Source organism: Pseudomonas sp. ACM7 (assembly GCF_004136015.1).
In the GTDB taxonomy this organism is placed as follows: Bacteria; Pseudomonadota; Gammaproteobacteria; order Pseudomonadales; family Pseudomonadaceae; genus Aquipseudomonas; species Aquipseudomonas frigoris.
This window is the reverse complement of the sequence record NZ_CP024866.1, coordinates 3,645,196-3,659,852: the sequence shown is the minus strand read 5'-3', so window position 1 is coordinate 3,659,852 and position 14,657 is coordinate 3,645,196. Positions and strand designations below refer to the sequence as shown.

Sequence of the window (14,657 nt, the reverse complement as noted above, 5' to 3'; positions counted from 1 at the left end):
CGCTGTGGCCTATCTGAAACCCCATAAAAAAACGGAGCCCGAAGGCTCCGTTCTTTCATGCAACCAACCTGAAATCAGGCCAGTTTCTTGTGCCGTACACGATGCGGCTGAGTCGCGGCTTCGCCCAGGCGTTTGCGGCGATCGGCTTCGTACTCGGTGTAGTTACCTTCGAAGAACACCGCTTGCGAGTCGTCTTCGTACGCCAGGATGTGAGTCGCGACGCGGTCAAGGAACCACCGATCGTGAGAGATCACAATGGCAGCGCCCGGGAAGTCCAGCAGGGCTTCTTCCAGGGAACGCAGGGTTTCAACGTCGAGGTCGTTGGACGGTTCGTCGAGCAGCAGGACGTTGCCGCCCTCTTTCAGGGTCAGGGCCAGGTGCAAGCGACCGCGCTCACCACCGGACAGGTCCTTGACGAACTTCTGCTGATCGCCGCCCTTGAAGTTGAAGCGACCGACGTAAGTACGCGACGGAATCTCGTAGTTGCCGATACGGATCTGATCCGAGCCGTCGGAGATTTGCTGGAACACAGTCTTGCTGCCGTCCAGGTCTTCGCGGCTCTGATCGACGCACGCCAGTTGCACGGTTTCGCCGACTTCGATGCTGCCCGAATCCGGCGTTTCCTTGCCCATCAGCATGCGGAACAGGGTCGATTTACCGGCACCGTTACCGCCGATCACGCCAACGATGGCGCCTTTAGGCATGGAGAACGACAGGTTGTCGATCAGCACGCGATCGCCATAACCCTTGGAAACGTTCTTGAATTCGATGACCTTGTCGCCCAGGCGTGGACCGGCCGGGATGTAGATCTCGTTGGTTTCGCTGCGCTTCTGGAATTCCTGCGATTGCATTTCTTCGAAGCGTTGCAGACGAGCCTTGGATTTGGACTGGCGGGCCTTGGCGCCTTTGCGCACCCACTCCAGTTCTTCCTTCATGGCTTTTTCGTGGGCCGACTGCTGCTTGGATTCGGCAGCCAGACGATCGGACTTGGCTTCGAGCCAACCCGAATAGTTGCCCTCGTACGGGATACCGGCGCCACGGTCGAGTTCGAGGATCCAGCCGGCAACGTTGTCCAGGAAGTAACGGTCGTGCGTGATCGCGACCACGGTGCCCGGGAAATCGTGCAGGAAGTGCTCCAGCCAGGCGACGGAATCGGCGTCCAGGTGGTTGGTTGGTTCGTCGAGCAGCAGCATGTCGGGTGCGGACAGCAGCAGGCGGCACAGGGCCACACGACGCTTCTCACCACCGGACAGGAATTCGACCTTGGCATCCCAGGCCGGCAGACGCAGCGCATCGGCGGCGACTTCCAGTTGGCGATCCAGGTTGTGGCCGTCACTGGCTTGCAGGATGGCTTCGAGCTTGGCTTGTTCAGCGGCCAGTTTGTCGAAGTCGGCATCTTCATCAGCGTAAGCCGCGTAGACCTCGTCCAGGCGAGCCTGGGCGTTCTTGATCACGCTGACCGCTTCCTCAACCACTTCACGCACGGTCTTGGTCGGGTCCAGGATCGGTTCTTGCGGCAGGTAGCCGATGTTCAGGTCCGGCATCGGACGGGCTTCGCCGTCGAACTCGGTGTCGACGCCCGCCATGATTTTCAACAGCGTGGATTTACCCGAACCGTTAAGGCCGAGTACGCCAATCTTGGCGCCCGGGAAGAACGACAGCGAAATGTTTTTCAGGATTTCCCGCTTCGGCGGAACAACTTTACCCAGCCGATGCATGGTGAATACGTATTGAGCCATGGAGAACCTAGGGTCAGTGAACGATGAATGATTGGGGCGCGGGCGATGCCCGGCCAGGCCGTGCGCGTCGTCCGATTGATGGGTATCAATGCGTGCGCGCTGAAAAAGCCAAATTCTAGGAGCTGGAACGCTCCCGCGTAACCGGCAAAGCTACCTGATTGACGGAAGGCAGTCCAGCCGAGCGGGACTGGCACTTTGCCACAACTCAGGGCATGCTAGCCGCCCTCCGGGCGTCCGGCTTATAGTGCACGTCGCGCCAGTCCAGCCAAACCGCAGGATTACAGTTTGTCTAATGTCTCCCCACCTTCTTCCGTGAGCGCACTCAATCCTGCGACCGGCTCACCCCTGCGTGGCTCCTTGAAGGGCGCGCTGGCGGCGCTCGTTCTGTTGCTGCTCGCGCTGCTGTTCTGGCAGTTGCTGGATCAGCTTCGCGAAACCCAGAAAAACCAGCGTCAGTACACCATCGACTACACCGCTGATCTGGCCTCGCAAGTCAGCCTGAACATGGCGCTCAACGCCCAGATCGCCCTCAACCTGCTACCGATCGTCGAACAACCGCAAAGCGCCGACGAACAGCAGGCGCTGTTGCGCAAACTGCAAAAATCCTTGCCCGACCTGCGCAGCCTCGCGTTACTCAGCCCCTCCGGCAAAGTCCTCAACGACAGTGCCGACGACAGCGACGACGCCGAGTACCTGAGCGAACTGGTCCGGCGCAGTCACGCCCAGGCCCATTATTTCAGCAATGCCAATGACGGTTCGGTGGTGCATCTGCTGCTGCATCAAGCCAGCGGTAGCACCCGCGGCTACTGGGTTCTGCGCCTGACGCCGACATTTTTCTCGTCGCTGACCAAACCAAACGAAGCGGGTATCCGCCCGCTGTGGCTGGTAGAAAACCGCTTCAATCACCAAGTCATCAGTCGCGAAGAGTCACTACCCTTGGCCAAGTCGGGTGAACTGACCGAGGACGATGTTGCCAACAGCGTGTTGACAGTGCCCCTGAGCAACAGCGACTGGCAACTGCGCGGGTTGTTCGACCGGCAACGGGTGATCGAACAGCTGCTGCCGGCGTTCATCGGCAAATGCCTTCTGGGCCTGGCGTTCTCGCTCCTGCCGTTCATCGCCCTGTTGAACATGCGCCGCCGCCAACGCCAGGTGCACGAAGGCCGTCGACGCTACCAGGATATTTTCGAAGGCACCGGCGTTGCCTTGTGTGTACTCGACGTGTCCGGGCTCAAAAGCGTCTTCGACAAGGCTCAGCTGCACAGCAGCGAGCACCTGAAGGCCTGGCTCGATACACCGGAACAACGCCAGCAACTTCTGCAGGAACTGCGCATCACCGAGGTCAACCTGGTCGCCCTGCAACTGCTCAACGTCAACGCTTGCGATCAAGCCTGGAAACTGCTGATCGACGGCAACCCGCAGGACGGCACCGCCATCGGCGATCAAGTGCTCGACGCGGTGCTCAACCAGCAGAAACAGCTTGAACTGGAAATCAAACTGCAAGACGCCAATGGCCGCGACCAGCACTTGTGGCTGGTCCTGCGTCTGCCGGAAGACCAGGACGACTATAAAGCGGTGATCCTGAGCATCACCGACATCACGAGCCGCAAGCTCGTCGAACTGTCGCTGTTGGAGCGCGAAGGATTCTGGTCCGACGTGGTACGCACCGTGCCGGATCATCTGTACGTGCAGGACGTGATCAGCCAGCGAATGATTTTCAGCAACCACCACCTGGGCCAGACGCTCGGTTACAACCGCACCGAACTGCACCAGATGGGCGAGTATTTCTGGGAAATTCTGCTGCACCCCGAAGATGCGGACTTCTACCACCGCTCGCGCCAAACCCAGCGCCAGGCCGGTTACAGACAATTGATGCAATGCCAGCTGCGCTTCCGCCACCGGGACGGCAAATGGCGGCGTTTCGACATCCGCGAACAGGCACTGGCGCGGGACAAGCATGATCAGGTCACGCGGATCATCGGCGTGGCCAAGGACATCACCGATCAGATCGAGGCCAGTGAGTCCCTGCGCGACAGCGAGCAGCGTTACCGGATGCTCGCCGAAAGCATCAGCGACGTGATTTTCTCGACCGACAGCAAGATGGCGCTCAACTACGTCAGCCCGTCGGTGCAAGCCGTGCTGGGCTACGACGCCGACTGGATTTTCCAGAACGGCTGGCAATCGACCATCGCCAACCCGCAACAGCTGACCGGCATTTACCACCTGATGGACCGGGTCAGCAAAGCGCTGAATAAACCCGACCAACTGGCGCTGTTGCGCAGTCAGGTGCAGACCCAACTGTTTTTGTTCGACTGTCTGCGGGCCGACGGGCGCAAGATTCCTATTGAACTGCGGCTGGTGCTGGTCTGGGACGAACACGGTGCATTCGAAGGCGTGCTGGGCGTCGGTCGTGACATCAGCCAGCAACGCCGGGCCGAAAAAGACCTGCGCATGGCCGCAACCGTATTTGAGCACTCGACTTCTGCGATCCTGATTACCGACCCGGCCGGCTACATCGTCCAGGCCAACGAAGCCTTCAGCCGTGTCAGCGGTTATGCGGTGGAGCAGGTGCTCGACCAGTTGCCGAACATGCTGACCGTCGACGAACAGCAGGAAGCCCATCTGCGTTATGTGCTCAAGCAATTGCATCAGCACAGCACGTGGGAAGGCGAAGTCTGGCTCAAGCGCCGCAATGGCGAGCATTACCCGGCCTGGGTCGGGATTACGGCGGTGCTGGATGACGAAGGCGACCTGGCCAGCTACGTGTGCTTCTTCAGCGACATCAGCGAACGCAAGGCCAGTGAGCAGCGGATTCACCGCCTCGCCTATTACGACGCCCTGACCCACCTGCCCAACCGCACGCTGTTCCAGGATCGCCTGCACACGGCGCTGCAATCGGCCGAACGGCAGAAGTCCTGGGTCGTGCTGATGTTCCTCGACCTGGACCGCTTCAAACCGATCAACGACTCCCTGGGCCACGCCGCCGGCGATCGCATGCTCAAGGAAATGGCCACGCGCCTGCTCGGCTGTGTCGATGATGACGACACCGTGGCGCGCATGGGCGGCGATGAATTCACCTTGCTGCTGCAACCGCGGGCCAACCGTGAAATTGCCTTGAACCGGGCGATTCATGTGGCCGAACAGATTCTCGCCAGCCTGGTGAAACCGTTCGTGCTTGAAGGCCGCGAGTTCTTCGTCACGGCCAGTATCGGCATCGCCCTGAGCCCTCAGGACGGTAACGAACTCAGCCAGCTGATGAAAAACGCCGACACCGCGATGTATCACGCCAAGGAGCGTGGCAAGAACAACTTCCAGTTCTATCAGGCCGATATGAACGCCAGCGCCCTGGAGCGTCTGGAGCTGGAAAGCGACTTACGACACGCCCTGGAGCAGGACGAGTTCGTGTTGTACTACCAACCGCAGTTCAGCGGCGATGGCAAACGCCTGACCGGCGCCGAAGCCTTGCTGCGCTGGCGCCATCCGCGACGCGGTCTGGTGCCGCCGGGAGACTTCATACCGGTGCTCGAAGAGCTCGGTCTGGTGGTGGATGTCGGCGACTGGGTGATCAGCGAGGCCTGCCGTCAACTCAAGACCTGGCATCAAGCCAAGGTCCGGGTGCCGAAGGTGTCGGTGAACATTTCGGCCCGGCAATTCTCCGACGGCCAACTCGGGACGCGAATCGCCACCATCCTCAAGGAAACCGGCCTACCGCCGGCGTGCCTGGAGCTGGAACTGACCGAAAGTATCCTGATGCGCGAAGTCAGCGAAGCGATGCAGATTCTCGCCGGGCTGAAAAATCTCGGCCTGAGCATTGCGGTCGACGACTTCGGCACCGGTTACTCATCGCTCAACTACCTCAAGCAGTTCCCCATCGACGTGCTGAAAATCGACCGCACCTTCGTCGACGGCCTGCCGTCGGGTGAGCAGGATGCGCAGATTGCCCGCGCGATCATTGCCATGGCCCACAGCCTCAATCTGGCGGTGATCGCCGAGGGCGTGGAAACACACGAGCAACTCGACTTCCTGCGTGAGCATGGTTGCGATGAGGTTCAGGGGTATCTGTTCGGCCGGCCGATGCCGGCGAACCGGTTTGAGGCGCAGTTCAGCAATGATGCGTTGTTCATGTTCGACTGAGACTTTGTAGTGATGCAGGCGGCCTCTTCGCGAGCAAGCCCGCTCCCACAGGGGAACGCATTTCAAATGTGGGAGCGGGCTTGCTCGCGAAGAGGCCCTTCCAGGCGCCACATATCTGGTCATGAAGCCCACTTGTCTGCGACATGATGTCCTTTCATATGCCTTCCAAAACCCGATGGGTTAGAATGCCCCCCTTTTCTGCCCCCGATCCTTGAGGACCGCCATGTTCAGCCGTGATTTGACTATTGCCAAGTACGACGCCGATCTCTTTGCCGCCATGGAGCAAGAAGCTCAGCGCCAGGAAGAGCACATTGAGCTGATCGCTTCGGAAAACTACACCAGCCCTGCGGTGATGGAAGCTCAAGGCTCGGTACTGACCAACAAGTACGCCGAAGGCTACCCGGGCAAGCGCTACTACGGTGGTTGCGAGTTCGTCGACGTGGTCGAGCAACTGGCCATCGACCGTGCAAAAGAACTGTTTGGCGCCGATTACGCCAACGTTCAGCCGCACGCCGGTTCGCAAGCCAACAGCGCCGTTTACCTGGCTCTGCTGCAAGCGGGCGACACCATCTTGGGCATGAGCCTGGCGCACGGCGGTCACCTGACCCACGGTGCCAGCGTTTCCTCCTCCGGCAAGCTGTACAACGCCGTTCAGTACGGTATCGACGGCAACGGCCTGATCGACTACGACGAAGTCGAGCGTCTGGCTGTTGAACACAAACCGAAAATGATCGTGGCCGGTTTCTCTGCCTACTCGCAGATCCTCGACTTCCCGCGTTTCCGCGAAATCGCTGACAAGGTTGGCGCTTACCTGTTCGTCGACATGGCCCACGTGGCCGGTCTGGTCGCCGCTGGCGTCTACCCGAACCCGGTGCCTTTCGCTGACGTCGTGACCACCACCACGCACAAGACCCTGCGCGGTCCCCGTGGCGGCCTGATCCTGGCTCGCGCCAACGCCGACATCGAGAAGAAGCTCAACTCCGCGGTATTCCCGGGCGCCCAGGGTGGCCCGCTGGAGCACGTGATCGCCGCCAAAGCGATCTGCTTCAAGGAAGCACTGCAGCCTGAGTTCAAGACTTACCAGCAACAAGTGGTGAAGAACGCCAAGGCCATGGCCGGCGTGTTCATCGAGCGCGGTTTCGACGTGGTCTCGGGCGGTACTGAAAACCACCTGTTCCTGCTGTCGCTGATCAAGCAGGAAATCTCCGGTAAAGACGCCGACGCCGCTCTGGGCAAAGCGTTCATCACTGTGAACAAGAACTCCGTGCCAAACGATCCACGCTCCCCGTTCGTCACCTCCGGTCTGCGCTTCGGTACTCCGGCTGTGACCACTCGTGGCTTCAAGGAAGCAGAGTGCAAAGAGCTGGCCGGCTGGATCTGCGACATACTGGCGGACCTGAACAACGAAGCGGTGATCGACGCCGTTCGTGAGAAGGTCAAGGCCATCTGCAAGAAGCTGCCGGTATACGGCGCCTAATCAGCCCGCTAAACCGCAGCAATGAAAAAACCGGTCAGTGATGGCCGGTTTTTTTATGCCTGAACGTTCATGACGACCGGTGTAGGTGCTGCCGAAGGCTGCGATCTTTTGATTTTAGCGTCCGACAGACCGATGAAGAGCAAGATCAAAAGATCGCAGCCTTCGGCAGCTCCTTGGGGGACCCGCACCACTGGTCAGACCGGTCATGCCAATTTTGCTATTTTTACTTGTCATCCTGAAAAAACCCAGCGTAGACTGCGCCTGCACTGGACATACCGGTAAGACCACAATAATTAAGTCCTGAATCTGATGCGCGAAGCGCACGGCAGCCAGGACACCGACCAGGATTCCTCCCATGCTCAGATGGTGCTCGCGCTCAATCTTCCTCCAAGTGGTTCTCGGACTGGTGCTCGGCATCGTCTGTGGGCTGGCCCTTCCTGAATACTCCGCCCAGCTCAAACCGCTCGGCGATGGCTTCATCAAACTGATCAAGATGCTCATCGGTCTGATCGTGTTCTGCGTAGTGGTCAGCGGCATCAGCGGTGCCGGCGACCTGAAGAAGGTCGGACGCATCGGCCTGAAATCGGTGATCTACTTCGAAATCCTGACCACCATCGCCCTGGTGATTGGTCTGGTGTTCGCCTTCAGCACCGGCATCGGCAGCGGCGCGAACATTCATCTGGATCAGCTTTCCGCTGCCGACATGGGCGACATCGCTCAGCGCGGTCAGCACATGCAAACCACCTCCCAGTTCCTGATGAACCTGATCCCGACCTCGGTAATCGGCGCCTTCGCGGAGAACAACATTCTGCAAGTCCTGCTGTTTTCGGTGCTGTTCGGCAGTGCGCTGAACCTGGTGGGCGAAGCAGCGTCGGGTATTTCCCGGCTGATCAATGAGCTGAGCCACGTGATCTTCCGCATCATGGGCATGATCGTGCGCCTGGCGCCGATCGGCGTGTTCGGCGCCATCGCTTTCACCACCAGCAAATATGGCCTGGATTCGCTGCAGCACCTGGGCAGCCTGGTCGGCCTGTTTTACCTGACCTGCGTGGCGTTTGTGACATTGATTCTCGGCCTGGTGATGCGCCTTTCGGGCCTGAAGATGTGGCCGTTGCTCAAGTACCTGCGCGAAGAACTGCTGATCGTCATGGGCACCGCCTCCTCCGACGCCGTGCTGCCACAAATCATGCGCAAGCTTGAGCATCTGGGCATTGGCAGTTCGACGGTCGGGTTGGTCATTCCTACCGGTTACTCGTTCAACCTGGACGGTTTCTCGATCTACCTGACCCTCGCCATCGTGTTCATCGCCAATGCCACCGGCACGCCGCTGGCCATGACCGACCTGCTGACGATTCTGCTGGTGTCGTTGATCACCTCTAAAGGCGCCCACGGGATTCCCGGCTCGGCGCTGGTGATTCTAGCGGCAACACTGACGGCGATCCCGGCGATTCCGGTTGTTGGCCTGGTGCTGGTGTTGGCAGTGGACTGGTTCATGGGCATCGGCCGAGCGCTGACCAACCTGATCGGCAACTGCGTCGCCACCGTGGCCATCGCGCGCTGGGAAAAGGACATCGATATCCAACGGGCGAACAAAGTACTTTCTGGCCAGGTGGGTTATACCTTCCAGCCGAGAAAACCTGTCGGCCCGGCGCATCAGCAGGAATTCTGAATAATCGCCGTGCCTGCCCACGGGCAGGCACGGTCATCAATCATTTTGGATGCTCATGGAGCGAACAGTGATCACCTCGTCAACCGTCGTCAATTCAGTCGTAGAGAAACTTCGGGCCGCTTTGGCCCGTGGTCAGTGGCGCTCCGGCGAGATGCTGCCGGGGCAGCGTGAGCTGGCCGAACAACTGGGCATCAGCCGCCCGAGCCTGCGTGAAGCGGTCATCGTGCTGGAAACTCTCGGCCTGGTGCGCTCCATGCCGGGTAAAGGCGTGGTGGTGCTGGAGGCCAATCTCAGCGACAGCCAAAGCCACGACAGCGCAGTCGCCGGTGCGAGCCTGGAAGACGTGTTGCAACTGCGCTACACCCTCGAGCCGTTCATTGTCGGCCTGGTGGCGCAGTCGATCAGCAGCAAGGAAGTCGGGCAACTGCGCCTGACCCTGATGGACATGCGCGAAGCACTGGAAGCCAACGACAGTGAAGCCGGCGTGAACGCCTACATCGCCTTCCACGAAGAACTGTTCACGCTGACGTCGAACCCGATTTTCCAGAGTGTGGTGCAACAGACCAGCAACGCCCTCAAGCAAAGCGCCGACGTGCTGCGCAACTCCCCGGAGCATTTGGCTGAGCGCCTTGAGGAGAACGAAGCCGTGGTGCGCGCTATTCGCAGCAAAAACAGCGCCCAGGCCAGCGCCGAGATGCGTCGGCACATCCTTCGGGAAGGCCAGCGGATGGGCATCGAATTGAATATTCCGGACGACAACCTCGTCAGTTGAGTCCGCTTCGAACTGGAGACAAGCCATGAACAGCTTCGCCTCACCGCAAACACTCACTGCCCTGCCCTTCCCGCACCGGGAGGATGATCTCTATTCGCAGATCTTCGACGCTATTCTCGAACAGCGCATTGATGCGGCCAGTCGCTTTACTGAAGAAAGCCTGGCGCAGATGTTCAACGCTCGACGGAGTGACGTTCGCGGCGTACTGACGCGACTGTCCCATCAGCAGATCATCGTCCTTCGGGTCAACCATCGTCCGCGCGTCGCCGCGCTCGATAGCGAACAGACCCGGCAAACACTGCATGCACGGCGGCTGACCGAAATCACCTTGGTGCGGTTGGCCTGTCAGCGACCATGTCCGCAAGACTTGAAACACCTGCGTGCCTTGATCGACAGCGAGCGCCTGCGTGCAGAGCGTGGCCCGGCGATTCGGTTATCGGGGGATTTCCACTTGCACTTGGCTGAAATGGCGGGGAATGCCCCGATGGCGCATTTTCTTGGCAGTTTGGTACCGCTGATATCGTTAGCGATTGCGCAGTTTGATGCGCTGGTGGAGGGTTATTGCGTGTGGCAGGTGCACCAAGGAATTCTGGAGGCTGTGGAGCGTGGGGATGCCAAAAAGGCCGAGACATTGCTAAACCAGCACCTGGATTTTCTTGAAGAGACTTTACTGAACGCAGGACCGGTTCTGAGCCAGAATCGTGCTGCCGTTTAGATCGCCTTCGCGAGCAAGCCCGCTCCCACAGGGAAATGCATTTCAAATGTGGGAGCGGGCTTGCTCGCGAAGGCGCACTCAAGTGCACTGATAATCTCTGACTTTATTCAGCCGCCACTCGGGCAAACCCCTCACGGATCTTCTCTTCCGGCAAATCATCGGCAATGAACACGATCACGCTTTCGCGCGTTTCATCGTCGGCCCACTCCGTGTCCCAATCGAATCCGTACAGCTTCAATACGCCCTGAAACACCATGCGCCGCGGCTCGCCAAGGATGTTCAACACGCCTTTGTAGCGCAGCAATTGCTTGCCATGGTCCTCCAGCAGTTCGTTCATGAACTCGCTGAGTTTGTCGATATCCAGCGGCTTGTCGGTGCGCAGCACCAGGCTGGAAATGCGGTCGATGGACGGCGCTTTGCTCACCGGGCGCAGGCTGACGCCGCCGCCAAGGTCGGCATTGAGATTGAAACCGCGCACGTCGAGCAATTCGGCCAGATCGATCTTGCCGTGCTCGACCACGCGGATCGGTGCGCGACGGTTGATCCGGGTCAGGCGCTCGCTCAGCGCAGTAAAGGTCGCCTCGTCCACCAGATCGCGCTTGCTCACCAGCAAGCGGTCGGCGAAACCGATCTGCGCCTGGGCGATGGTCTGAGTCAGGTGAGTGTCAGCGTGCGCCGCATCGACCAGGGTGATGATGCCGTCGAGGATGTAGCGCTCGCGCAGCTCTTCATCGATGAAGAACGTTTGCGCCACCGGTGCCGGATCGGCCAGGCCAGTGCATTCGATCACCAGACGATCGAAGGCGATTTCGCCGCTGTCCAGGCGCTCGAGCAGCAAGTACAAAGCCTTGGTCAGGTCGGTGTGAATGGTGCAGCAAACGCAGCCGTTGGACAGCGTCATCACTTGCACCGGTTCGTCGCCCAACAGTTGGGTGTCGATACCGGCGTCGCTGAATTCGTTCTCGATCACGGCGATTTTCAGGCCGTGTTCGGCTTTGAGCAGGTAGCGCAACAGCGTGGTTTTTCCAGCGCCGAGAAAGCCACTGAGGATCGTGACTGGGATGGGAGAGGACAACTGGAGTCTCCTGTTTCACAAAATTAGAAAGCAACACAAAACAAATGTGGGAGCGGGCTTGCTCGCGAAAGCGGTGTGTCATTCAACGTTAATGTCGACTGACACGACCTCTTCGCGAGCAAGCCCGCTCCCACAGGGATTGCATCAGCCAGGCTGTTGCATCAACAGCACTTCGGCCCACCCTTGCCACCGTAACGAGCCTCTTGGCGTTCGCGGAAGAACATCTCGTAGGTCATCACCGGTTTGTCCGGGTGTTTGGTCTGCATATGCTCGACGTAATTGTCGTAGTCGGGCATCCCGACCATCAGGCGCGCGGCCTGACCGAGGTATTTACCGAGGCGACTCAGGTCATTGAACATGCTGCAATCCTCGATTACGCATCCGGCAGAGCCTGGAATGGCGCTTCTTTATCCGTACGTTCTTTGCTGCCCCAGGCGGAAATACCGACCTTGAGCGCATAGAACAGGATACTGAATACCACGAACAGGAACAGCGCGGTCAGCGTTGCGTTGGTGTAGGCGTTGAAGATCACGTGCTGCATCTGCGTAATGTCCTTGGCCGGCGCGAGGATCTGACCGTTGGCCAGCGCATCGCTGTACTTCTTGGCCAGCGACAGGAAGCCGATCGCCGGGTTGGCATCGAACAGCTTGATGAAGCCGGCGGTGGTGGTGCAGATCAGCAGCCACACGGCGGGCAGCATGGTGACCCAGACGTAGCGCTGGCGTTTCATTTTGATCAGCACAACGGTGCCAAGCATCAGTGCGATACCGGCGAGCATCTGGTTGGAGATACCGAACAACGGCCACAAGGTGTTGATGCCACCCAGCGGATCGATCACGCCCTGGTACAGCAACCAACCCCACATCGCCACGCAACCGGCGGTTGCGATCAGGTTGGCGGTCCAGGATTCAGTGCGTTTCAGCGCTGGCACGAAGGAACCGAGCAAGTCCTGCAGCATGAAACGGCCGGCACGGGTACCGGCGTCCACAGCCGTCAGGATGAACAGCGCTTCGAACAGGATCGCGAAGTGGTACCAGAACGCCATGGTGTTTTCACCCGGCAGGACACTGTGCAGGATCTGCGCGATACCAACCGCCAGGGTCGGCGCACCGCCCGCACGGGCCAGCACAGTGGTTTCACCGATGTCCTTGGCCACCGCTTGCAGGGCTTCCGGGGTGATTGCAAAGCCCCAGCTGCTGACGGTTTGTGCCACGGCCACTACGTCACCGCCGACGATCGCCGCCGGGCTGTTCATGGCGAAATACACGCCTGGCTCGATCACCGAAGCAGCAACCATGGCCATGATGGCCACGAAGGATTCCATCAGCATGCCGCCGTAACCGATGTAACGGGCATGGCTTTCGCTGGCCAACAGTTTCGGTGTGGTCCCGGAAGCGATCAGCGCATGGAAACCTGAGACCGCGCCACAGGCAATGGTGATGAACAGGAACGGGAACAGACCGCCCTTCCACACCGGGCCAGTGCCGTCGATGAACTGGGTCAGCGCCGGCATTTTCAGCTCAGGCATGGTGATCAGGATGCCGATCGCCAACGCCACGATGGTGCCGATTTTCAGGAACGTCGACAGGTAGTCACGCGGCGCCAGAATCAGCCAGACCGGTAACGAGGCGGCCACGAAACCGTAACCGACCAGCATCCACGTAATCTGCACGCCAGTGAAGCTGAACGCCTTGGCCCAGACCGGATCAGCGGCAATCTGCCCGCCCAGCCAGATCGAACCGAGCAGCAGCAACACACCGACCACGGAGATTTCACCGATGCGGCCCGGGCGGATGTAGCGCATGTAGATGCCCATGAACATCGCGATCGGGATGGTCGCCATCACCGTGAAAATACCCCACGGGCTTTCAGCCAGGGCCTTGACCACGATCAGCGCCAGCACCGCGAGGATGATGATCATGATCAGGAAGCAGCCAAACAGCGCGATGGTCCCGGGGATGCGGCCCATTTCTTCACGGACCATGTCGCCCAGGGAACGACCGTTGCGGCGGGTGGACATGAACAGAACCATGAAGTCCTGAACGGCACCGGCCAGCACCACGCCGGCAATCAGCCACAGCGTACCGGGCAGGTAACCCATCTGCGCCGCCAGGACCGGACCGACCAGCGGCCCCGCGCCAGCGATGGCCGCGAAGTGGTGGCCGAAGAGGATATGTTTGTTGGTCGGCACGTAGTCCAGACCATCATTGTTGAGCACGGCGGGGGTGGCCCGTCGTGGGTCGAGCTGCATCACATTGTTAGCGATGAACAGACTGTAGTAACGATACGCAACCAGATAGATGGCCACGGCGGCGACCACAATCCACAAGGCGTTGATCGCCTCGCCACGGCGCAATGCCACTACACCTAGGGCGCACGCCCCCAGGATTGCCAGCAGCAGCCAGGGTAGGTGGCGTAGCAGGCTATTATTATTTTTCATTTTATGATTCCAGCCAGGGTGGACAAGAAAGACAGCCATCTCGAGTTTAGCGCTAACGGCCGCAAAGGCCATCCCCCGACATGGGTTGAGCCATCACTTTGCTGGCAGCCTTTGACAATGCGGGTCTATAGTCAGCGAACATTTACGAGGATTGCGCCATGAGCGAGCACCCTGCCGATCGCCGCCGCTTCAAACGTATTGCGTTCGATACCCGAACTGAGCTGAGCCAAGGTGAATTCGTCTGGCCGGTGAAGTTGATCGACCTGTCACTGAAGGGCCTGTTGATCGAAAAGCCCGAACCGTGGCTGGGGAATCGGGAGTGGCATTTCCTGGTCGATATTCATCTCAACGAGGACGTCGAGATCAAGATGGATGTGATGTTGACCCACGATGACCATGGCCAGCTCGGTTTTGTCTGCAAACACATCAGCCTGGAATCCATCGAGCGTTTGCGGCGGTTGATCGAACTCAACCTGGGCGACCCCGAGGAACTGGAGCGCGAGCTGGGAGCGCTGATCGAAGTCTGATGACTGGCACCATCTCAATGTGGGAGCGGGCTTGCTCGCGAAGGCGGTGTGTCAGACAACATCATTACTGAATGTCAGTCCGACTTCGCGAGCAAACCCGCTCCCACAA

10 protein-coding genes are annotated in these 14,657 nt (G+C 59.5%); 6 read left to right on the top strand and 4 right to left on the bottom strand.

All coding sequences use genetic code 11. From position 1 onward, the window contains the following. Nucleotides 1-74 precede the first annotated feature (74 nt). Complete coding sequence (ettA, locus tag CUN63_RS17215; RefSeq protein ID WP_059402021.1) at nucleotides 75-1,739, bottom strand: energy-dependent translational throttle protein EttA; 1,665 nt, start codon at nucleotides 1,737-1,739, stop codon at nucleotides 75-77. A 285-nt stretch (nucleotides 1,740-2,024) separates the two neighbouring features. On the opposite strand from ettA, the gene CUN63_RS17210 reads away from it, so the two are divergent. The 5 genes from CUN63_RS17210 to CUN63_RS17185 all read left to right on the top strand — a co-directional run bounded on the left by CUN63_RS17210 (nucleotide 2,025) and on the right by CUN63_RS17185 (nucleotide 10,506). Continuing rightward, nucleotides 2,025-5,873 carry a bifunctional diguanylate cyclase/phosphodiesterase gene (locus CUN63_RS17210; RefSeq protein ID WP_129441062.1) on the top strand — a complete coding sequence of 1,283 codons (3,849 nt, stop codon included), beginning with the start codon at nucleotides 2,025-2,027 and terminating at the stop codon, nucleotides 5,871-5,873. 223 nt (nucleotides 5,874-6,096) lie between these two features. Further along, entirely contained in the window at nucleotides 6,097-7,350 is a 1,254-nt protein-coding gene (glyA, locus tag CUN63_RS17205) for a serine hydroxymethyltransferase (RefSeq protein WP_123367763.1), read from the top strand. 355 nt (nucleotides 7,351-7,705) lie between these two features. Continuing rightward, nucleotides 7,706-9,019 carry a C4-dicarboxylate transporter DctA gene (locus tag CUN63_RS17195; RefSeq protein ID WP_129441059.1) on the top strand — a complete coding sequence of 438 codons (1,314 nt, stop codon included), beginning with the start codon at nucleotides 7,706-7,708 and terminating at the stop codon, nucleotides 9,017-9,019. A gap of 67 nt (nucleotides 9,020-9,086) precedes the next feature. Beyond that, nucleotides 9,087-9,791 carry a FadR/GntR family transcriptional regulator gene (locus CUN63_RS17190; protein ID WP_008154237.1) on the top strand — a complete coding sequence of 235 codons (705 nt, stop codon included), beginning with the start codon at nucleotides 9,087-9,089 and terminating at the stop codon, nucleotides 9,789-9,791. Between the two features lie 25 nt (nucleotides 9,792-9,816). Then, a complete protein-coding gene (locus tag CUN63_RS17185; RefSeq protein ID WP_129441057.1) occupies nucleotides 9,817-10,506 on the top strand; it encodes a GntR family transcriptional regulator in 690 nt (229 codons plus the stop codon). A gap of 103 nt (nucleotides 10,507-10,609) precedes the next feature. Here CUN63_RS17185 and yjiA read toward each other — a convergent pair whose 3' ends face one another. The 3 genes from yjiA to CUN63_RS17170 form a co-directional block, all read right to left on the bottom strand. Then, nucleotides 10,610-11,581 carry a GTPase gene (gene yjiA, locus CUN63_RS17180; RefSeq protein WP_008154234.1) on the bottom strand — a complete coding sequence of 324 codons (972 nt, stop codon included), beginning with the start codon at nucleotides 11,579-11,581 and terminating at the stop codon, nucleotides 10,610-10,612. A 161-nt stretch (nucleotides 11,582-11,742) separates the two neighbouring features. Further along, nucleotides 11,743-11,940, bottom strand: a complete 198-nt coding sequence (locus tag CUN63_RS17175) for a YbdD/YjiX family protein (RefSeq protein ID WP_008154232.1) — start codon at nucleotides 11,938-11,940, stop codon at nucleotides 11,743-11,745. A gap of 14 nt (nucleotides 11,941-11,954) precedes the next feature. After that, complete coding sequence (locus CUN63_RS17170) at nucleotides 11,955-14,021, bottom strand: carbon starvation CstA family protein (protein WP_129441055.1); 2,067 nt, start codon at nucleotides 14,019-14,021, stop codon at nucleotides 11,955-11,957. A gap of 158 nt (nucleotides 14,022-14,179) precedes the next feature. Between CUN63_RS17170 and CUN63_RS17165 the strand changes: the two genes are divergently transcribed. Further along, on the top strand, nucleotides 14,180-14,548 hold the full coding sequence (locus CUN63_RS17165) for a PilZ domain-containing protein (protein ID WP_129441053.1): 369 nt from the start codon (nucleotides 14,180-14,182) through the stop codon (nucleotides 14,546-14,548). The last annotated feature ends 109 nt before the right edge of the window (nucleotides 14,549-14,657 follow it).

What these genes read in the sequence shown, in the direction of transcription:
- ettA (WP_059402021.1), bottom strand. Translation starts at nt 1,739, where the DNA reads ATGGCTCAATACGTATTCACCATGCATCGGCTGGGTAAAGTTGTTCCG.
- glyA (WP_123367763.1), top strand. Translation starts at nt 6,097, where the DNA reads ATGTTCAGCCGTGATTTGACTATTGCCAAGTACGACGCCGATCTCTTT.
- CUN63_RS17195 (WP_129441059.1), top strand. Translation starts at nt 7,706, where the DNA reads ATGCTCAGATGGTGCTCGCGCTCAATCTTCCTCCAAGTGGTTCTCGGA.
- CUN63_RS17185 (WP_129441057.1), top strand. Translation starts at nt 9,817, where the DNA reads ATGAACAGCTTCGCCTCACCGCAAACACTCACTGCCCTGCCCTTCCCG.
- CUN63_RS17175 (WP_008154232.1), bottom strand. Translation starts at nt 11,940, where the DNA reads ATGTTCAATGACCTGAGTCGCCTCGGTAAATACCTCGGTCAGGCCGCG.
- CUN63_RS17170 (WP_129441055.1), bottom strand. Translation starts at nt 14,021, where the DNA reads ATGAAAAATAATAATAGCCTGCTACGCCACCTACCCTGGCTGCTGCTG.
- CUN63_RS17165 (WP_129441053.1), top strand. Translation starts at nt 14,180, where the DNA reads ATGAGCGAGCACCCTGCCGATCGCCGCCGCTTCAAACGTATTGCGTTC.